The sequence below is a fragment of the Sodalis sp. RH15 genome (genome assembly GCF_047324255.1).
Classification (GTDB): Bacteria; Pseudomonadota; Gammaproteobacteria; order Enterobacterales; family Enterobacteriaceae; genus Acerihabitans; species Acerihabitans ligni.
This window is the reverse complement of the sequence record NZ_CP178738.1, coordinates 6,028,346-6,048,100: the sequence shown is the minus strand read 5'-3', so window position 1 is coordinate 6,048,100 and position 19,755 is coordinate 6,028,346. Positions and strand designations below refer to the sequence as shown.

General features: G+C 54.4%; 18 protein-coding genes. 5 read left to right on the top strand and 13 right to left on the bottom strand.

Annotation, left to right across the window (positions count from 1 at the left end; genetic code table 11):
• Positions 1-1,002, top strand: coding sequence for a ribose operon transcriptional repressor RbsR (gene rbsR / locus ACL2XO_RS27295; protein WP_413741967.1), 1,002 nt, complete (start codon positions 1-3; stop codon positions 1,000-1,002).
• Positions 1,003-1,286: 284 nt separating this feature from the next.
• Here the strand turns inward: rbsR and tpiA are convergent, their stop codons facing one another.
• The 6 genes from tpiA to ACL2XO_RS27265 all read right to left on the bottom strand — a co-directional run bounded on the left by tpiA (position 1,287) and on the right by ACL2XO_RS27265 (position 7,350).
• Entirely contained in the window at positions 1,287-2,054 is a 768-nt protein-coding gene (tpiA, locus tag ACL2XO_RS27290) for a triose-phosphate isomerase (protein ID WP_132924317.1), read from the bottom strand.
• A 125-nt stretch (positions 2,055-2,179) separates the two neighbouring features.
• Complete coding sequence (locus tag ACL2XO_RS27285; RefSeq protein ID WP_413741966.1) at positions 2,180-2,773, bottom strand: DUF1454 family protein; 594 nt, start codon at positions 2,771-2,773, stop codon at positions 2,180-2,182.
• A gap of 53 nt (positions 2,774-2,826) precedes the next feature.
• Positions 2,827-3,573, bottom strand: coding sequence for a ferredoxin--NADP(+) reductase (gene fpr, locus ACL2XO_RS27280; protein ID WP_413741965.1), 747 nt, complete (start codon positions 3,571-3,573; stop codon positions 2,827-2,829).
• 179 nt (positions 3,574-3,752) lie between these two features.
• Positions 3,753-4,763, bottom strand: coding sequence for a class II fructose-bisphosphatase (glpX, locus tag ACL2XO_RS27275; RefSeq protein WP_132924322.1), 1,011 nt, complete (start codon positions 4,761-4,763; stop codon positions 3,753-3,755).
• A gap of 143 nt (positions 4,764-4,906) precedes the next feature.
• Positions 4,907-6,427 (bottom strand): glycerol kinase GlpK, encoded by a 1,521-nt coding sequence (gene glpK, locus ACL2XO_RS27270; RefSeq protein ID WP_132924324.1) that lies wholly within the window; start codon positions 6,425-6,427, stop codon positions 4,907-4,909.
• A gap of 74 nt (positions 6,428-6,501) precedes the next feature.
• Entirely contained in the window at positions 6,502-7,350 is an 849-nt protein-coding gene (locus ACL2XO_RS27265) for an MIP/aquaporin family protein (protein WP_132924326.1), read from the bottom strand.
• A 585-nt stretch (positions 7,351-7,935) separates the two neighbouring features.
• Between ACL2XO_RS27265 and zapB the strand changes: the two genes are divergently transcribed.
• Positions 7,936-8,175 carry a cell division protein ZapB gene (gene zapB / locus ACL2XO_RS27260; RefSeq protein WP_132924327.1) on the top strand — a complete coding sequence of 80 codons (240 nt, stop codon included), beginning with the start codon at positions 7,936-7,938 and terminating at the stop codon, positions 8,173-8,175.
• A 52-nt stretch (positions 8,176-8,227) separates the two neighbouring features.
• Here zapB and rraA read toward each other — a convergent pair whose 3' ends face one another.
• The 7 genes from rraA to priA all read right to left on the bottom strand — a co-directional run bounded on the left by rraA (position 8,228) and on the right by priA (position 16,338).
• On the bottom strand, positions 8,228-8,713 hold the full coding sequence (gene rraA, locus ACL2XO_RS27255) for a ribonuclease E activity regulator RraA (protein WP_132924329.1): 486 nt from the start codon (positions 8,711-8,713) through the stop codon (positions 8,228-8,230).
• A 112-nt stretch (positions 8,714-8,825) separates the two neighbouring features.
• Positions 8,826-9,743 carry a 1,4-dihydroxy-2-naphthoate polyprenyltransferase gene (locus ACL2XO_RS27250; protein ID WP_132924331.1) on the bottom strand — a complete coding sequence of 306 codons (918 nt, stop codon included), beginning with the start codon at positions 9,741-9,743 and terminating at the stop codon, positions 8,826-8,828.
• 90 nt (positions 9,744-9,833) lie between these two features.
• Positions 9,834-11,165 carry an HslU--HslV peptidase ATPase subunit gene (hslU, locus tag ACL2XO_RS27245; protein WP_132924333.1) on the bottom strand — a complete coding sequence of 444 codons (1,332 nt, stop codon included), beginning with the start codon at positions 11,163-11,165 and terminating at the stop codon, positions 9,834-9,836.
• Positions 11,153-11,707 (bottom strand): ATP-dependent protease subunit HslV, encoded by a 555-nt coding sequence (gene hslV, locus ACL2XO_RS27240; protein ID WP_132924335.1) that lies wholly within the window; start codon positions 11,705-11,707, stop codon positions 11,153-11,155. Before hslV ends, hslU begins: the two co-directional genes overlap by 13 nt.
• Positions 11,708-11,792: 85 nt before the next feature.
• Entirely contained in the window at positions 11,793-12,782 is a 990-nt protein-coding gene (gene ftsN / locus ACL2XO_RS27235; protein ID WP_132924337.1) for a cell division protein FtsN, read from the bottom strand.
• 89 nt (positions 12,783-12,871) lie between these two features.
• Positions 12,872-13,906, bottom strand: coding sequence for a DNA-binding transcriptional regulator CytR (gene cytR / locus ACL2XO_RS27230; protein WP_413741964.1), 1,035 nt, complete (start codon positions 13,904-13,906; stop codon positions 12,872-12,874).
• A 236-nt stretch (positions 13,907-14,142) separates the two neighbouring features.
• Entirely contained in the window at positions 14,143-16,338 is a 2,196-nt protein-coding gene (priA, locus tag ACL2XO_RS27225; RefSeq protein WP_132924340.1) for a primosomal protein N', read from the bottom strand.
• A gap of 202 nt (positions 16,339-16,540) precedes the next feature.
• On the opposite strand from priA, the gene rpmE reads away from it, so the two are divergent.
• The 3 genes from rpmE (at position 16,541) to tssC (ending at position 19,754) form a co-directional block, all read left to right on the top strand.
• Positions 16,541-16,756, top strand: coding sequence for a 50S ribosomal protein L31 (rpmE, locus tag ACL2XO_RS27220; RefSeq protein WP_132924342.1), 216 nt, complete (start codon positions 16,541-16,543; stop codon positions 16,754-16,756).
• A gap of 920 nt (positions 16,757-17,676) precedes the next feature.
• Complete coding sequence (tssB, locus tag ACL2XO_RS27215; RefSeq protein ID WP_413726059.1) at positions 17,677-18,174, top strand: type VI secretion system contractile sheath small subunit; 498 nt, start codon at positions 17,677-17,679, stop codon at positions 18,172-18,174.
• 29 nt (positions 18,175-18,203) lie between these two features.
• Positions 18,204-19,754 (top strand): type VI secretion system contractile sheath large subunit, encoded by a 1,551-nt coding sequence (gene tssC, locus ACL2XO_RS27210; RefSeq protein ID WP_203524096.1) that lies wholly within the window; start codon positions 18,204-18,206, stop codon positions 19,752-19,754.
• The last annotated feature ends 1 nt before the right edge of the window (position 19,755 follow it).

Below are 19,755 nucleotides of genomic sequence, written 5' to 3'. Positions count from 1 at the left end.
TTGTCCACCATGAAAGATGTCGCCCGTTTGGCGGGCGTTTCAACCTCCACGGTTTCTCATGTGATCAATGACAATCGTTTTGTCAGCGATGCGGTGCGAGATAAGGTTCTGGCGGCGGTGGAACAGCTGAATTACGCGCCTTCGGCCTTGGCCCGCAGTTTGAAGATAAACCAGACGCGCACCATCGGGATGTTGATAACCTCCAGTAATAATCCGTTTTATGCGGAAGTGGTGCACGGGGTGGAACGCAGCTGCTATGAGCGCGGTTATAGCTTGATCCTGTGCAATACCGAGGAGGATGCGGATCGCATGAGCCGCAGCATGGAGACGTTGCTGCAAAAACGCGTGGACGGCCTGCTTATCATGTGTACCGAAAACAATCGTCCCTCCCGGCTGGCGTTGCGTCGTTATCCTTCATTGCCCATTGTGATGATGGATTGGACGCCGTTTGAGGACGCGCTGGATATCATCCAGGATAATTCGTTGCTGGGGGGCGATCTGGCCACCCGTTATCTGATTTCCCGTGGTTATCATAAAATTGCCTGTATTGCCGGTCCCCAGGATAAAACCACTGCCCGCCACCGGTTGGAGGGCTATCGTCTCGCCATGAATCGCGCCGGGCTGGTTATTCCGGCCGGATATGAAGTGTTCAGCGATTTTGAATTTGGCGGCGGTGTGGCGGCGATGAAACAGCTTTTGGCGTTGCCCGAACCGCCCCATGCGGTTTTCACCGGCAATGACGCGGTGGCGGTTGGGGTTTACCAGGCGCTGTTTCAGGCCGGGCTATCGGTGCCGGGAGATATGGCGGTGGTGGGTTATGACGATATCGAGCTGGCCAAATACCTTACTCCGCCGCTGACCACCATTAATCAGCCGAAAGATTCCCTTGGCGAGCTGGCCATTGATACCTTAATTTATCGGCTGCAAAATCCCGAGACTGAACCGCAAGTGCTGGTGCTGACCCCGGAGCTGGTGGAGCGGGCGTCGGTGGGGCGTCGATGATGGCGCCATTGCCCCGTTTCTCTTGGTTTAACCGCCGGTGATCGCGGGCCTACCGAGCTGTGGGGCGCTCCGGCAGGCGGTAAAACCACGCCCGCTTCGACCCCATCAGCACGGTCTCCCTTTAACACGCTCGGTGTAACCTCCGGCGATCGCGGGTCGTGCCATGAGGTCATCAGTTTTCGCCGATGCGACCCGGCCGTTGCATGTTCTCGCACTGTTCATGGCTGGGTATTGCGCAAAAAAAAAACGGGAACATCTGTTCCCGTTTTCGTCTTGATTCAGTATCAGGCCTGTTTGGCTTGTGCCGCGGCTTTAACGATAACGGCAAATGCATCGGCTTTCAGTGAAGCGCCGCCCACCAGCGCGCCGTCGATATCCGGCTGGGTGAACAGTTCAGCGGCGTTGCCGGCGTTAACCGAGCCGCCGTACTGAAGAATAACCTGTTCGGCGACCGCGGCGTCCTGTTTGGCGATATGGTCGCGGATGAATTTATGCACCGCTTGCGCCTGTGCCGGGGTGGCGGATTTGCCGGTGCCGATGGCCCAAATGGGTTCATAGGCGATCACTGCGTTTTCAAACGCGCCGGCACCCAGGGTGGTCAATACGGCGTCCAGTTGACGGGCGCATACCGCTTCGGTTTGCCCGGCTTCGTTTTCAGCTTCGCTTTCACCGATACAGAGCACCGGAATCAGTCCGGCGTCTTTCAGTACCGCAAATTTCTTCGCGATCAGCTCATCGCTTTCTTTATGGTAGGTTCGACGTTCGGAATGGCCGATGATGATGTATTTGGCGCCGATGTCTTTCAGCATGGCGGCGGAAACTTCACCGGTAAAGGCGCCGGACAGATTAACGTCGACGTTTTGGGCGCCCAATGCCAGGCGGCTGCCGGCAAGCTGGTGTTTGGCTTGATCCAGATACATGACCGGCGGCGCAATAGCCACATCACAGCCGACGACGCCACTCAGTTCACTGCGTAGGGCAGTAATCAGATCGTTCACCAAATGTTTGCTACCATTCAGTTTCCAGTTACCCATCACTAACGGATGTCGCATTTTTTATAATCTCCAATCAGGAACGCGAAGCGAAAATTGATTGCCGTAAGGCACTCTTACCTGACCCATAGTATAGAGATTTAATGCTGTGGTGGCTTTGTTTTTTGTCATCAAACGCAGGGGGATCAAGGCTCGGCTAAAGCGAGTTTAACGGGCTCGACGGCAAAAGTAAGGCCCTTATCGCCATCATCCGCCACCACATAGCGTAACGGCCCCCAGGATTGCTGAAAAAAATGGGCGCCCCGGCCTTTGGCCAATAAATCCATGACCCGGGCCGTGCTTTGCTCCACCGTTAAGCCGGGTTCAAACTCGCGCACCAGCGCGGCCATATAATTGACGGCGGTGGCGCGGGCGGCTTTTTCGCCGCCGCCTACCACCGGCAGGTAGGTAATCTGCAGCGTTTTTATTTTACCGCTGCCCTTTTCCAGGGCGGTGGATGCGTAGAGAGTGCTGTTGATCTTGCTGGCGGCGCGGGTCAGGTTGATAAGATCGTTTCGGTTATCAATGGATCGAAATTCACCGATAGGTAAGTTGGGGTTATGGTCGTTATATCTTTCACGAAATTTAACGATGGTTAAATCGAACGTCGGTGCGCCGGCCAACAGGTATGGCGCCACCGGCGTTGCCGCGGCGGAGGTATCGGCGGCCAGAACATGTGTCCAGGCAACGCCCAGCAGCAGACTGGCGACGGCGAAGCGGATGAACCGGTTCCTATCCATTTATAACCCCGTTAACCACCCTATGCGATACCCATCAGACCGAGTCTCACCGGTTACCAGTAATGCTCGCTGGTGATATGACCCGGCTTGCGCCGCAGGTGTTTGCGCATTTCGCGCGTTTCTTTCAATAATTGCTGAGTATCACGCACCATTTGCGGATTACCGCAGAGCATGACATGGCCATTTTCCGCGCTCAGTGCCACTCCTACCGCTTGTTCCAACGAACCGTCGGCGATCAGCGCCGGGACACGGCCGGTGAGTGAACCGGGCACCGTTTCTCGGCTGACCACGGTCTGAATATGCAGTTTGCCGCTATAGCGCTGCTGCAGTTCAAGCATCAACGGCAGGTAACTGAGATCGCGGGCATAGCGCGCCGCATGCACCAGGACAATATCTTTAAAGCGCTCCAGCCCTTCTCCAAATTGCAAAATAGACAGAAACGGGCCCAACGCCGTGCCGGTGGCCAACATCCACAGCGTTTCACAGGGGGGAATTTCGTCAAGGACAAAGAAACCGGCGGCTTCTTTGGTAACCATCAGTTGGTCGCCCGGTTGCATGGCATGCAGCGGCGGACTGAGCTTTCCTTCCGGTACCGTCACCAGATAAAATTCTAGATTGGGGTTATTCGGCGCATTCACATACGAATAGGCGCGCTGGACGCGTTCGCCGTTGATCTCCAGGCCGAGTTTGGCAAACTGGCCCGCGGTGAAAGCGTCCACCGGCGCGCGGACATACAGGCTGAAAAGACTTTCCGTCCAGTGCTCAACATGTAAGATTTCCCCATTAACCCATTCAGCCATAGTGCATTTCCCCTTGGTCTTTCAATAAATAATCTGACCGGCAAATTATATTCCACTCTGTCACAGCGGCTTTTGATAAAGGCGATGGCGCCATTATCAGTTAATTTCGGTATTGCATCCAGCCCGGCTGTCGGTTCTTGTTAAGAAAAAGTTGCATTCGAAAGACGCCATCAACGGCGCTAAAGGATAAACGGATGCAGGGCGGGATCTTTACGATCGAGATAATGGGTGGAAGAAATGCGCCGGATCGTCCGACTGTTGCCGCGAATCAGCAGGGTGTCCGTGGTGGCGAGCAGACCTTTGCGGGTAATGCCGTTCAGCAAATCCCCTTTGGTGATGCCGGTGGCGGAAAAGACCACATTGTCGTTACGCGCCATGTCATTGAGCCGCAGCACGGTATTGGCGGCGATACCCATGGCCGCGCAGCGGGCCAGTTCATCGGCGCCGATGCGCAGGTTTATTTCACTGTTGCCTTTGACCTGATGGCGGGGCAGCAGGCGGCCCTGCATATCGCCGTCCATGGCGCGGATTGCCGCCGCGGAAATCACCCCTTCCGGCGCGCCGCCGATGCCGTACATGACATCCACTTCACTGTCCGGCATGCAGGTGAGTAGGGACGCCGCCACGTCGCCGTCAGGAATGGCAAACACCCGTACGCCCAATTGCTGCAGTTCGGCGATAATTTGTTCGTGGCGCGGTTTGGCCAGGATAATGACCGTAAGTTGCGACAATGGTTTACCCAGTTTGCGGGCAACGTTGCGCAGATTCTCATCCAGGGGCGACTCGAGGTCGATAACGCCTTTGGCCGCCGGTCCCACCGCTATTTTTTCCATATACATATCGGGAGCATGTAAAAAGCTGTCTTTTTCCCCCACCGCCATCACGGTCAAGGCATTGGGTTGGCCCATCGCCGTCATGCGGGTTCCTTCGATGGGATCCACCGCGATATCCACCGAATCGCCCCGGCCCGTGCCCACCGCTTCGCCGATATACAGCATCGGCGCTTCATCGATTTCCCCTTCGCCGATCACTATACGGCCATCGATGTCCACCTGATTGAGCATGATGCGCATGGCCTGGACCGCGGCGTTGTCGGCGGCATTTTTATCGCCGCGGCCCAGCCAGCAATAGCCCGCCAGCGCGGCGGCTTCCGTTACCCTGGAAAATTCAATGGCTAATTCACGTTTCATGACTAAACCTTGCGTCGCAACTTAAATTGAAGTTTGCTGCAAAGTTTATCACATTCGTCACGCTTTCCGGGTGGTCTATGATTTGCCTGAATCTATGATTTGTCCGAAAAAATAAGGCCCATTCATTGAATGGGCCATATGCCTCAGTCCTTCTGTTCTTCATGCTCTTCCCACGAGCGGGCGCGCGCCACGGCCTTCTGCCAGCCACTGTAGCGCACATTGCGCTCCACGGTTTCAATGCCGGGGTGGAATTCCCGCTCGATAACCGATTTGCTCCTCACCTCGTCCAGATCGTTCCAGAAGCCCACCGCCAGCCCGGCCAGGTAGGCCGCCCCCAGCGCGGTCACTTCCCGCACTTCCGGCCGCTCCACCCGGGTGCCCAGGATATCCGACTGGAATTGCATCAGGAAGTTATTGGCCACCGCGCCGCCGTCCACCCGCAGCGACTTCAGCCGGGCGCCGGAATCCCCTTGCATGGCATCAAGCAAATCCCGGGTCTGGAACGCGATGGACTCAAGCGTCGCGCGGATAATATGGTTGGCGTTGACGCCGCGGGTGATGCCGAAGATGGCCCCGCGCGCATAGGGGTCCCAGTAGGGGGCCCCCAGGCCGGTAAAGGCCGGCACCACGTAGACGCCGTTGGTGTCTTTTACCTTGCAGGCGAAATAATCGCTGTCGGCGGCGTCGCTGATAAGCTTCATTTCATCACGCAGCCACTGGATGGCCGCGCCGGCGACGAACACCGCCCCTTCCAGCGCATAGTTCACCTCGCCGCGCGGGCCGCAGGCGATGGTGGTCAGCAGGCCGTGTTTCGACCGTACCGCTTCGGTGCCGGTATTCATCAGCAGGAAGCAGCCGGTGCCGTAGGTATTCTTGGCCATGCCCTTCTCGACGCACAGCTGGCCGTACAGCGCGGCCTGCTGGTCGCCGGCGATGCCGGCGATGGGAATACGGGTCCCTCCTTTACCGCCGATATTGGTCTGGCCGTAGACCTCCGAAGAGGAGCGCACCGTCGGCAGCATGGAGCGCGGGATATCCAGCACATCCAGCATTTTCTCATCCCAGTCCAGGGCATGGATATTGAACAGCATGGTGCGGGAAGCGTTGGTATAGTCGGTCACATGCACCCGGCCCTGGGTCATGCGCCAAATCAGCCAGGTATCAATGGTGCCGAACAGCAGCTCGCCGCGCCTGGCCCGTTCCCTGGCGCCCTCGACGTTATCCAGGATCCATTTGACCTTGGTGCCGGAGAAATAGGGGTCGATAACCAGCCCGGTGGTTTCACGGACATACTCTTCCAGCCCGTCGTTTTTCAGTTTTTCGCAGATATCGGCGGTGCGGCGGCATTGCCAGACAATGGCGTTGTACACCGGTTTCCCGGTTTCTTTGTCCCACACCACCGCCGTTTCACGCTGGTTGGTGATGCCGATGCCGGCAACCTGGTCGGAGCTGATATCGGCCTTGGCCAGGACCTCCACCAGGGTTGAGCTTTGCGACGCCCAGATTTCCATCGGGTCATGCTCCACCCAGCCGGGCTTGGGATAGATTTGGGTGAATTCGCGCTGCGAAACGCTGACGATATTAGCCTCGTGGTCGAGAACAATCGCCCGGGAACTGGTGGTGCCCTGGTCGAGGGCTACAATGTATTTTTTTTCAGATGGCATGATGTTTTCCTGCAAAAGTTGTCGTTCTAATGGCGTATAAGGCTTGCCATTTCCATCGCGGATCATGGCGGTCATTATGCTTTATGCTCGCTGGCGGCGCGGTGCGTCTCTTCCAGGCCATCTTCGTTTACGGCGGAAGGCAGATAGGGGCCGATAAGCGCACGGTAGCCGAACGCCCCAAGGCAGGCGCCCACCACCGGCGCAATCAGCGGAACCAGGAAATAGGGAATATCGCGTCCGCCGGTAAAGGCCACTTTGCCCCAGCCGGCCAGATAGGCAAATACCTTGGGTCCGAAATCACGGGCCGGGTTGAGGGCGAAGCCGGTCAGCGGTCCCATGGATGCGCCAATCACCGCAATGAGCAGGCCGATGAGCAGCGGCGCCAGCGGGCCGCGGGGGATGCCGTTGCCGTCATCGGTCAGCGCCAGGATCAGGCACAGCAGAATGGCGGCGATAACCGTTTCCACAAAGAATGCCTGTATCACGGTGATGTGCGCATTGGGATAGGTGGAAAAAATGCCGGCGAGCTGCAGGCTTTCCACGCTTCCCCGCACCATATGGTGGGCCTGTTCGAAATCAAAAAACAGGTTGTAATAAAGGAAATAGACCACCGCCGCGCCGATAAAGGCGCCGAGCATTTGCGAGATAATGTAGGGCAGCAGTTTACGGCGTTCAAAATTGCCGAATAACCACAAGGCGATGGAGACCGCCGGACTGAGGTGGGCGCCGGACACCGCGGCGGTGAGATACACCGCCATGGCGACGCCGAGCCCCCAGATGATGCTGATTTCCCATTGTCCTAAGCTGGCTCCCGCCAGCTTCAGCGCGGCGACACAGCCGACGCCGAAGAAGATTAACAGAGCTGTTCCAAGAAATTCTGCGATGCACTGGCCTGTTAGCGTAGGCGTTTTTAATTGGCTCATAGACTTTTCCTGCTGGCGTTAAGTTGAGGTCTTAGCAAAGGGCGGCCTCTGCGTACCGGAAATGTTTTAACCTAGAAGCAAATGTAGGCATCTTGTAAATTTATCGTTAATGAGCGAAAACGAGAAATATCGAAATCAAAATGTGTGCGTCACGTCATAAAAATGAGCGAATACGCGTAATAGGTGTTAGAAAAGCACCAATACAGGCTGATTTTGACTACCCGGAGTTCAAATATTAATGTTAAAAATACGGGGAAATTTTAGTAAAGGGAGGTAAATCTTTCAGCGGCGTTGGGGTGGTATAGCGTACAATGTCGGACGCATTCGATCTTTTGAACGATCGCGGCTGGACAGCGGGGACGGGCCTACATAAAATCCGTTCTTCGGACTTTCAGCACCAACGTTATTTTTACACACGCCGGCCATGGTGCACGGCGCATGGTGCGGATATTTTCATTGGTTGCACATAAGAAGTGTATATCCTAAATAATTGGAGTTGCAGGAAAGCCAACATCCCTGCAGCTTGAAGTATGACGGGTATAACGCAAATTTACGATGACACCTTGCAGGCTTAAGGGGGCTGAAATGGCTTTTGAAGTATTTGAGAAGTTGGAAGCGAAGGTACAGCAAGCAATTGATACCATCACGCTTTTACAAATGGAAATTGAAGAATTAAAAGAGAAAAACAACAGCCTGACGCAGGAAATCCAACAAGCGGCCGGCAATCGTGAATCGTTGATTAACGAAAACGAACAACTGAAGCAGGAACAGGGTGTATGGCAAGAGCGTTTACGCGCATTGCTCAGCAAAATGGAAGAGGTGTAACAACCTTGATCCAAAGGGCGACGGCGAACCGCCCTTTGGTTACCCGCAGCGGTTATTCCAGGTCGAGAGCGTCTTCCGACAGGATGATACCGGTATTGTCGGCATAAAGATGATCGCCGGAGAAAAAGGTCACTCCGCCGAAATTGACCCGTATGTCGCTTTCACCGATACCTTCGCTTGCGGCGCCCGCCGGCGTGGCGGCCATGGCTTGTATGCCCAGATCCAGTTCTTCCAGATCATCCACCTGGCGCACCGCGCCATAAACCACGATACCTTCCCATTGATTCTGCATCGCCAGGTTACCCAGCTCGGCATTGATCAGGGCCCGACGGACCGAACCGCCGCCATCCACAACCAGCACCCGGCCAAGCCCGTTTTCCTCGAGCACATCGTATAACAAACCATTATCCTCGAAGCATTTCACGGTAATGATTTGCCCGCCAAACGATGTCCTCCCGCCAAAATTACTGAAAAGAGGTTCAACAACATTCACGTCTTCATGATAAATGTCGCACAGTTCTGAGGTATCGTATTTCATAGGATTTACGTCGGTTTGCCGCTGGAGCCCAAAGTATATCGCTTTCTTACGACAGTTGCCAAAATCATCAATTGTTAAGTTGATACGCATCAGAAAAATGAACGACGCATGTTTAGCTAAACAGCAGGCCGACTGCGAATAAGATATTGATTAATAATGCACATTTGACGGTTTTTTCCAGCATCGGACGGATGCCTGACGGGCTGGTTTCATGTAAAACATAGCGTGCTTGCATATATAATGCGGGCACGGTCAAAACAAACAGCCAGCCCACCAGGTTATGCAGTTCAAGCAGGGTAAAAATTGCCAGACAAAACACCGCGCCGGTGAGCAGCGCGACGTGATAATAACGTGCCCGCGTCGGGCCGAGCCTTACCGCGAGGGTATTTTTGCCGTTGAGACGATCGCTCTCAATATCGCGCAGGTTATTGATATTCAATACCGCCGCGGCTAATAGCCCGCAGGCGGTGGCGGGCAACATCACCACGCTGTGAAAAGCGCCGGTTTGCAGATAATAGCTGCCGCCGACGCTGAGCCAGCCGAAAAAGATCAGCACGGACAAATCGCCAAGGCCCATATAGCCGTAAGGGCGGGTGCCCATGGTATAGGTGATGGCGGCGATAACCGACAATACCCCCAAGACCAGAAAGCCCAGAATATCGGCGGGTTTTTCACAGGCGATCCAGATCAAGACCGCCCCGGATAATAGCGACAGGAAAATGGCCGCCATCAGGGCGACCCTCATTTGTTCACGGGTAATAATGCCCAATTGCATCCCGCGCAGCGGCCCGATACGGCCTTTTTCGTCACTGCCTTTAATCGCGTCGCCGTAGTCATTGGCCAGATTGGATAAAATCTGCAGCAACGCGGCCGTTATCAGCGCCATCAGGGCAATAACGGGTTTGAAATGACCTTGCCAGCCGGCCATAGCCGAACCGGTAACAATGGAAGCCAACGCCAGCGGCAGGGTACGCAGGCGCAGGCTGACCATCCAGGCTTTGGTGGGGCTTAACGTGACGGTTTGGCTCATAGTTAACGGATCTTTGTGTGAATACCCGGTTCTGGTAAAAAAAAAGGAGACCGTAGCCTCCCGTTTCGGATGTCATTTATCCCTTAGCGTTTAGAGGATAAACCGGCTTAAATCTTCATCAGATATTAGCTCATCCAAATGGCTACGAACATAATCTGCATCAATTGTAATAGTTTTACCATCCCATTCACTGGCATCATATGAAATATCTTCCATAAGCCGTTCAAGGACGGTATGCAACCGGCGGGCACCGATATTTTCGGTACGCTCATTGACCTGCCAAGCCGCTTCCGCGATGCGGCGGATGCCGTCGCTGGTGAATTCGATATCCACCCCTTCGGTAGCCATCAGCGCTTTGTACTGAATAGTCAGCGACGCGCTGGGCTCGGTCAGGATGCGTTCGAAATCATTGGTGGTCAGGGCTTCCAGCTCAACCCGGATGGGCAAGCGGCCCTGTAATTCCGGAATCAGATCGGACGGTTTGGAGACCTGGAACGCGCCGGAGGCGATAAACAGAATATGATCGGTTTTCACCATGCCGTGCTTGGTGGAAACGGTGCAGCCTTCCACCAGCGGCAGCAAATCCCGCTGCACCCCTTCCCGTGAAACGTCCGGGCCGGAGGTTTCGCCGCGTTTACAGATTTTATCAATCTCATCGATGAACACGATCCCGTGCTGCTCGACGGCTTCAATGGCCGTCTCTTTCAGCTCTTCCGGATTTACCAGTTTGGCCGCTTCTTCTTCCACCAGAAGCTTTAACGCTTCCTTGATTTTAATCTTGCGCGGTTTTTGTTTCTGTCCGGCCAGATTTTTAAACATCGATTGCAGCTGATTGGTCATCTCTTCCATGCCCGGAGGAGCCATGATTTCGACACCCATTGGCGCGGCAGCCAGATTGATTTCTATTTCTTTGTCGTCCAGTTCCCCTTCACGCAGTTTTTTGCGGAAATTCTGCCGGGCAGCCGAAGGTTCAGCCGTTTCTTCCGGCTGGCCCCAGTTGTTTTTAGCCGGCGGGATCAGGACGTCAAGCACCCGCTCTTCCGCCAGTTCTTCGGCGCGGTGGCGATTCTTATCCATGGATTGCAAACGCACCATCTTGACGGCGGCATCGGTGAGATCGCGGATAATGGAATCCACTTCCTTGCCGACGTAGCCTACTTCGGTGAATTTGGTCGCTTCAACCTTGATAAAAGGCGCATTGGCCAGTTTTGCGAGGCGGCGGGCAATTTCCGTTTTGCCGACGCCGGTGGGGCCGATCATTAAAATATTTTTCGGCGTGACTTCGTGGCGCAATGCTTCGTCCAGTTGCATGCGGCGCCAGCGATTGCGTAATGCGATGGCCACTGCCCGTTTCGCATTATGCTGGCCTATGATATAGCCGTCGAGTTCGCTGACGATTTCGCGTGGGGTCATTTCGGACATATTTCGGATCCTTGCGCTTCGTACGTTAATTCTTCAATAGTATGGAACTGATTGGTATAAATACAGATATCCCCGGCGATACTCAACGCTTTCTCGACGATATCTCGTGCGCCCAATTCAGTATTTTCAAGCAATGCCCGCGCGGCTGCCTGAGCATAAGGCCCGCCGGAACCGATGGCAATCAGGTCGTTTTCCGGCTGAATCACATCGCCATTGCCGGTGATGATAAGGGAATTCTTTTTATCCGCTACCGCCAGCAGCGCTTCCAGCTTGCGCAGCATCCGATCGGTACGCCAATCCTTGGCCAGCTCCACGGCGGCCTTCAAAAGATGGCCTTGATGCTGATCCAATTTACGCTCAAATAATTCAAATAGTGTGAAGGCATCGGCAGTGCCGCCGGCAAAGCCCGCGAGCACCTGTTCATTATGCAAGCGCCGGACTTTGATTACATTGCCCTTCATTACAGTATTTCCCAGAGTGGCCTGGCCATCGCCACCAATTACCACATGGCCGTTGCGGCGTACGCTTACGATTGTTGTCACGAGCAACTCTCCGGTAGAGATAGAATGAAGCCCCGGCATTCATCCGGGGCATTTGAAATTATAAATGGGGCGGGATTGGCTTTTTTCAACCCCCGCTGGCAATAGGGATACAATTTGGTACCCCTGAGCCGCGGAGATTTTGTAACGATTTATCGGCGCTGGCGCGGTTGGGATAGGGGCCCAACATCACGCGGTTCCAGCCGCCGCTGGTGGTGATACGGCTTTCAACGCCGCCGAACGCCAGTTGGGCGCGGACGGATTCGGCCTGATCCATGACCTTATAGGATCCGCACTGTATTACCCAGCGCTGGGACTTTTCCTTCGCCGCGCTGTCGGTTTTGGCTTCGGCTTTCGGCGCTGGTGAAGCCTGCGCCGACGGCTCGGCCTGACGAGGCTGGGTGATGGCGGTAATCGGCGCCTGGCGCGGTTGCTCGGCGACGGACTGCGTCTTGCGCGGCTGCGAGGCGGCGGGCGCAACCTCGCGTGGAGCGACCAGGGTCGTGGAAGGCGTCTGACGGGGCTGTGCCGTAACGGGCGCCGCCTGGCGGGGCGTGGTCTGCGTGACGGAAGGCGCCTGGCGCGGCAATGGCTGCGCCGTGAACGGGTTCGCCGGGGACCGGCCGGTGTTGGCCGCGGCGTTCCTCGTTTGATCGTTATAAGGCACTTCGTTTAGATGAGTGGGCTGCTGGCGCATATCCGCCTGCATTTGCTCAAGCAACTGACGCTGTTCATCGGTCAATTGCGCCGGCGATTGCACTTCTCCGCCGGCGGTAGGTTCGGTAGGGGACTGTACGCCAATCTGCCGGTTTTCAAGCTCTTTGATATAACGCCAGCGCTCCTCGGGTTTCGGCGGCAGTCCGTTATTGGTGTGATTGCCGTGGCTTGGTAAAATTACCGCCTCTTCCGTTTTATTGTGTGCAATAAAATAGAGACCGCCGATAAACGTTATCAATACGGCAACCGCCAGAGCGATCATGGTTTTTGAAATGCCGGAAGACGTGCGCTTTTTTCGACTGTTTGGTTTTCTGCGCCGCGTATTGGTCCTTCCACGGCTTACATAGTCTCTTTGTGCCACTATTATTTCGCTAAGTTTAAGAAAGTAACCAGCCCGTCATGTTACTGAAGGCAATATTATTTGACTAGCGCCTGTATTCCTAAAGCCCGTCATGTTTTTATACGGGGCGCCGCGGTGCTGCCCCGGACGATCAATTTACTGTCCAGCAGCAAAGAGGTATTCGTCATCTGATGCTGCCTGACCTGCTGCAAAAGCAACAGCGTCGCTTCCCGCCCGATCTGAAAACTCGGCTGCGCCACGGTGGTCAACGGCGGATCGCAATAGTTTGCCAGCGTAATATCATCAAATCCTATCAGAGACAAATCATTCGGTACGCTCAAGCCGATTTTCCTTGCCTGCGACAAAGCGCCGAACGCAATGATATCACTGTGACAAAAGATAGCAGTTGGCGGATTGGTTTGCGATATTAATGCATTAAGCCCCGCCGCGCCGGTCTGAAAACTGATATCGCCCCGGTAAACCATATGTTCGCCCGCCGGAATGCCGTGGCGGCGCAGCGCCTGGATAAATCCCTGCACCCGATATTGGCACAATGTCAGGTCCGCCGGCCCGCTGATACAGCCGATCCGCCGGTGGCCGAGTTTAAACAGATAATCCGCCGCTTCATAGGCCGCGGTAAGATTATCGATATGTACGGTGGCCAACTCAAGCTCGGGGACAAATTCATTTGCCATGACCATCGGCGGTAAATTCTGCTGCTGAGTTTTATCAATGGCGAACGGCAGAACGGAACCCAGCAGCAACATACCATCGATTTGCCGGGCGATGATCAAATCGCTAAAGCTTTTTTTATCCGGATGTTGGTGCGCGCAATCGGCTATCAGGACCAGATACCCTTGCTCATCGGCGGTTTCTTCAATTCCCCGCAACATTTCGGAAAAAAAAGGGTCGCAAATATCAGGCACCATAACCAATAAATTGCGGGTTTCGTTGCGCCTTACCTGACGGGCCAGGGGTTGCGGATCGTAACCGACAGATTGTACTGCAATCTGGACTCTTTTCCGGGTCTGGGCGGAAACCTTTTCAGGATTCATCAATGCCCTGGAAACAGTGGCTGTAGATACCCCTGCCTTCTCCGCCACATCCTTCATGGTCGCCACGACGGTAGGCCTTTTAAGTTCCACATTCATCTCCTGGCGTCAGGTTAACGCTGACGAATTAACCTACTATCCCATTTACAGTCGCCGGGGCATTGTTGCACCGTCCCGGTTACGGGTTGCTGTTAAAAGAACACGTAATAATGAATATTGTCCTTTCTATCAGATTGTGAGGGACTTGGGGTATTTAAAAGGCCGATGGTGTCGGATCTTTCAATATTATTCGAATGGCAATCACAAAAATCCGGCATGAAAAACCGCTGTTAAATGTCGATGGGATCCACATCCAACGACCATTTGACTTTTCGCGCCTGGGTCAGCGTGTCTACCAAGGGCAGGCTGGCGGCCACCAATCGTTGCAACTGTCCACGGGAAGGGTGCTGAAGCAGTAGCTGCCAGCGAAACCGCCCGCCGCGTTTGGGCTGGAGCGCCGGTATCGGCCCCATCAACCACAGCGCATCGTCCCGCAACGGACTGGCATCAAGGAGCTGGCGCAGGCGTTCTAGAAACTGAGCGGCCTGCCGGTTATCGAGATCTTCGGCCCGGAACAGGATATGGCTGGTAAAAGGCGGTAACGATACGGCCTGCCGTTCGGCCAGCGCTTGCTGCGCAAAAGCCATATAGCCGTCATGCAGCAGGACTTGCAACAGCGGATGATCAGGATGGTGTGTTTGCAGGAAAACCTCACCTTGTTTACCCGCCCGTCCGGCCCGGCCGGCAACCTGGGTATACAGCTGGGCGAAGCGTTCCGCGGAGCGGAAGTCCGCCGAAAAAAGCGCACCGTCCACATCCAGCAGCGAAACCAGGGTGACATCGCGAAAATGATGCCCTTTCGCCAGCATCTGCGTGCCGATCAGAATTCGGGCTCCTCCCTGATGCACCTGGGCAAGATGAAATTCCAGAGCGCCTTTGCGGGCGGTGGTATCGCGATCGATGCGGGTAATGGGGGTGGAGGGAAAGAGCGAAGCCAGCGTCTCCTCAAGCTGTTCGGTGCCCAGGCCGACGGGTATCAGCTGGGTTGAGCCGCACTGGGGACATTGGTCTGGGATCGGCCGCTGGCTGTCGCAATGATGGCAACGCATCTGCCGCTGCTGCTGGTGGAGCGTATAAAAGTGATCGCAGCGGGGACATTCTGCAATCCAGCCGCATTCATGGCATAACAACGCCGGCGCGAATCCCCGCCGGTTGAGAAATAACATCACCTGGTTGCCGGCATCCAGATGGGTCCGCATTTTATGCAACAGCGGTTGCGACATGCCGTTGGTCAGCGCCAGGCCTTTCAAATCCTGGAGCTGTTCGTGGGCCGGCCTGGCAATGCCGGCGCGTTTGCCAAGGGTAAGATAGCGATATTTCTTTTGCTGGGCGTTATAGAGGGATTCCAGGGCCGGCGTGGCCGAACCGAGAATGATGGGAATATTTTCCTCACGGGCGCGAAATACCGCCAAATCCCGTGCATGGTAGCGCCAGCCTTCATGCTGTTTATAGGAACTGTCGTGCTCTTCGTCGATAACGATGATACCGAGCCGGGCAAAAGGGGTAAACAACGCCGAACGGGTACCGATAACGATCGCCGTTTCGCCGCTGCGGGCCTTGAGCCAGACCGCGAGGCGCTCGCTGTCATTCAAACCGGAATGCAACACGTCCACCGGCGCATGGAAACGTTCGCGAAAGCGGCTGATGGTTTGCGGCGTCAAACCGATTTCGGGCACCAGGATCAGCGCCTGTTTGCCTTTCGACAGGATATTTTCCAGTACGGTCAGGTAAACCTCGGTTTTACCCGAACCGGTCACGCCCGCCAATAACCAGACGGCAAACTGCTGGTCATCGCCATGAATAGCCCCTACCGCGGTGGCCTGCTCGGTATTCAGCCTCAGCCGTTCACCTTCCACGCGAAAATCCCGGCGCCAGTCGGCGCCGTCCGCCCGTGCGGCCCGCAGATCGCTTAATCCCTTGGCACGCAAGGCCTGCAACGCGCCCTCCGCCAGCGCGTGTTCCGCCACCTCATGGCGATAGAGCGGACCGGACAATAGGGCCGCCAGCGCCTGCTGCTGCTTTGGCGCCCGCTTCAGGGTATCCAGGGCAGTGACCCGCCCCTGCTCGGTGGCGAACCATTGCCATAACGGCGTCATTTCGGCGGCTTTGCCCTGGCGCAGTAAAATCGGCAGTGCATGGAACAAGACCTCTCCCGCAGGGTAGTGGTAATAACCGATAGCCCAATTGAGAATCCGCCAGAGACTGTCGGGAAACAGCGAACGCTCGTCAAGCACTTCGTTAATGGTCTTGAGTTTGTCCGGCGGCAGTGTACTGCCTTCGCTTAACCCCGTGACTATGCCGATGGCGTTGCGCTGTCCAAAGGGTACACGAACGCGCCCGCCGATAACCGGACGCGCATGGTCGGGATAGAGGTAATCAAACGTGCGTGCCAATGGCACCGGTAACGCAACGTGAACAACAGGCATCGGATAGTCCCGGGAGAAAAAATAGCGCTGATAGTGTACACTGTGTCGACTCCAATGCACGGATGTGTTTGCAAAGGGCCGCGACATTCTGTATGATTCGCGGCCTTTGGTATAATCCGATATCAGAGAAACGACACTCCCTTCGCGTGGTGTCCGGCGCAAGCAGACCGGATAGCGACGCGGCCTTATGAAGAGGTTTTCCATGAAAAAAGATATCCATCCGAAATATGTAGCAATTACTGCAACCTGTTCTTGCGGTAATGTTATCAAGACCCATTCCACGCTGGGCCACGACCTGACCCTGGACGTTTGCGGCGCATGCCATCCGTTCTATACCGGTAAACAACGTGTTGTTGATACCGGCGGACGTGTTGATCGCTTCAACAAGCGTTTCAGTATTCCGGGCGCCAAGAAATAGTATCCCCGCTGGATTAGCCTGCGCCCAATGGGACGAAGGCTTCCGGTTGACAAAGCCCCGATCAATTGATCGGGGCTTTGTGCTTGTACTGCCGGTAAAACAACCCGTTCCGTATTTTTTATGCCCTAATAACTCAAAGGCGACCCGGTATCGCGGATATTCATTGCCCCTTGTGCCGTACTTCATTTTTGATTACAAAACCGGATTTTCAGTTCGTATTCCTTTGCTGCCTTCTGCCTCAATGTCTGAGTAATACTCTGAGCGGAAGTTCTGCCGGCAGTGATGGTAGGCTTTCTATTCTTGTTGCCCAAAAGGAATAATATTTCAGAAAATGGACGGTACTATTTTCCATAGCAGCGGAAGGTTGTTTTACGAAATTATTGACCCCATAACTGAAAATGCTCAACGATTGGCTATTTGAATCTACTATTTGTTGATGTTTTTTTTAAATATTATCTCTTCGTGTAATTGATAAAAAATAAAGTGCCGTTGGTTGATGAAACCCAAGGGTATTAATTGTAGGTGTTTAACCGTTCTGGCCGATATCTCATTAATAGCTCAATCAAAAGCATGCTCATTCACGCATCAACCCGCCAACTGACGGATGATTAATATGAATTCGGCAATTATTCGCTCTCATCCAAGATGAGACAGGTTTCCATGTTTATTATGGGGGATTATTATCACTTGATATTTTTCATCTGAGCTTTATATACTCTGCGTACTCCTCCCCCAAGGAAAAATTATTTCCGACCTGGCACGATCATAGTTTTACATGGATATGTATGAATGAGGTGTCATATGTCTTATTTTAATTATTCTAAGTTTAAATATCGGTATGGTTCCTTTAATTGTGGTCATCCCGGGTAAGTAAATAATGTGTGATAATTTCTTTTCCAATAAATTTAAAAGGCTGGTTTATGGCTGACAGTTTTCAACACGAAGTACCAAAAGCGCGAATCAATATAAAATTGGATCTCCATACCGGCGGAGCCAGAAAAAACGTTGAACTGCCCTTAAAGCTCTTGGTTATGGGGGACTATAGCAATGGCCGCGAACAGCGTCCGTTGTCCGAACGTAGCAAACTGCCCATTGATAAAAATAATTTCAACAGCGTACTGGCTGATTTACAGCCAAACCTGACGATTTCCGTGCCCGACGCGCTGGCTGACGATAATGCCGAGACGGCGGTAGCCCTCTCGTTCCGGCATATGAAAGATTTTGAACCTGAACAGGTGGCGCGCCAGATTCCGCAGCTGCGAGCCCTATTGGCGATGCGCAACCTGCTGAGGGATCTTAAATCCAATTTGCTGGATAACGCCGCTTTTCGCCGGGAATTGGAATACATCCTGAAGGATGAGGCATTAAGCCAAGAACTGCGTATGGATTTGGCCGCCCTGGTCCCGCCAGTCAATTGATCCGTCACGGAAAAGAAGGAACTGCATTTATGTCGTTACAGGAAAACAACGTTCGTGATCACGCAACCACTGAGGTACAAAACAACGCTGCCGAGGGGGCGAAAAGTGTCTATGCGGCTCTGTTTGAGAAAATCAATCTTACCCCGGTAACCTCCGTTACAGCTATCGAGTCGTTTCAGAACAGCGATGCCCTTTCTGATGTCTCCACCGATGAAAGGGTAACGGCGGCGGTTCGGGTGTTTATGGACTTGCTCGGACAGTCGCGACAAAGGGTGGAGCGGCTGGATAAAACGCTTTTGGACAGCCATATCGCCGCGCTGGATAACCAAATCAGCCGGCAATTGGACCAGGTCATGCATCATCCGGATTTCCAGCGCCTCGAATCCACCTGGCGCGGAGTAAAGTCCCTGATTGATCAGACCGATTTTCGCCATAACGTGCGAATTGAGCTGCTGGATATCAGTAAAGATCATCTTGTGCAGGATTTTGACGATGCGCCGGAAATCGCCCAAAGCGGTCTCTACGCCATCACCTACACCCACGAGTATGATACGCCGGGCGGGGAGCCCATTGCCGCCGCCATTTCAAACTACGAGTTCGATCGCGGTCCGCGGGATATCGCCTTGCTGCGTAACATATCCAAAGTGGCCGCCGCCGCCCATATGCCGTTTATCGGCTCCGTCGGGCCGGCCTTTTTCGGTAAAGAGACCATGGAAGACGTAGCCGCCATTAAAGATATCGGCAATTATTTCGACCGCGCCGAATACCTGAAATGGAAGGCTTTCCGCGACAGCGACGATGCCCGCTATATCGGTCTGACCTTGCCGCGCGTGCTGGGCCGGCTGCCCTACGGCCCTGATACCGTTCCTGTGCGTAGCTTCAACTACATTGAGCAGGTAAAAGGACCGGATCACGATCGCTACCTGTGGACCAATGCATCTTTCGCCTTTGCCGCCAACATGGTGAAAAGCTTTATCAAAAACGGCTGGTGCGTGCAAATCCGCGGGCCACAGGCAGGTGGGGCGGTGACCGACCTGCCTATCCACCTTTATGATCTCGGCACGGGCAATCAGGTCAAGATCCCCTCGGAAGTCATGATCCCGGAAACCAGGGAGTTCGAGTTCGCCAACCTGGGCTTTATCCCGTTGTCTTATTATAAAAATCGAGACTATGCCTGTTTTTTCTCCGCCAATTCGGTGCAGAAACCGGCGTTATACGACAGTCAGACCGCTACGGCCAACAGCCGCATCAATTCCCGCCTGCCCTATATCTTCCTGTTGTCGCGTATCGCTCATTACCTGAAGCTTATCCAGCGTGAAAATATCGGTACCACCAAAGATCGCCGCCTGTTGGAGCTGGAGCTGAATAACTGGATCCGCGGCCTGGTGACGGAAATGACCGATCCGGGGGACGATTTACAGGCGTCGCATCCTCTGCGCGACGCAAAGGTGACGGTTGAAGATATTGATGACAACCCGGGTTTCTTTCGCGTCAAACTCTATGCGGTGCCCCATTTCCAGGTGGAAGGGATGGATGTGAATCTTTCACTGGTATCTCAAATGCCGCGGGCCAAGGTTTGAG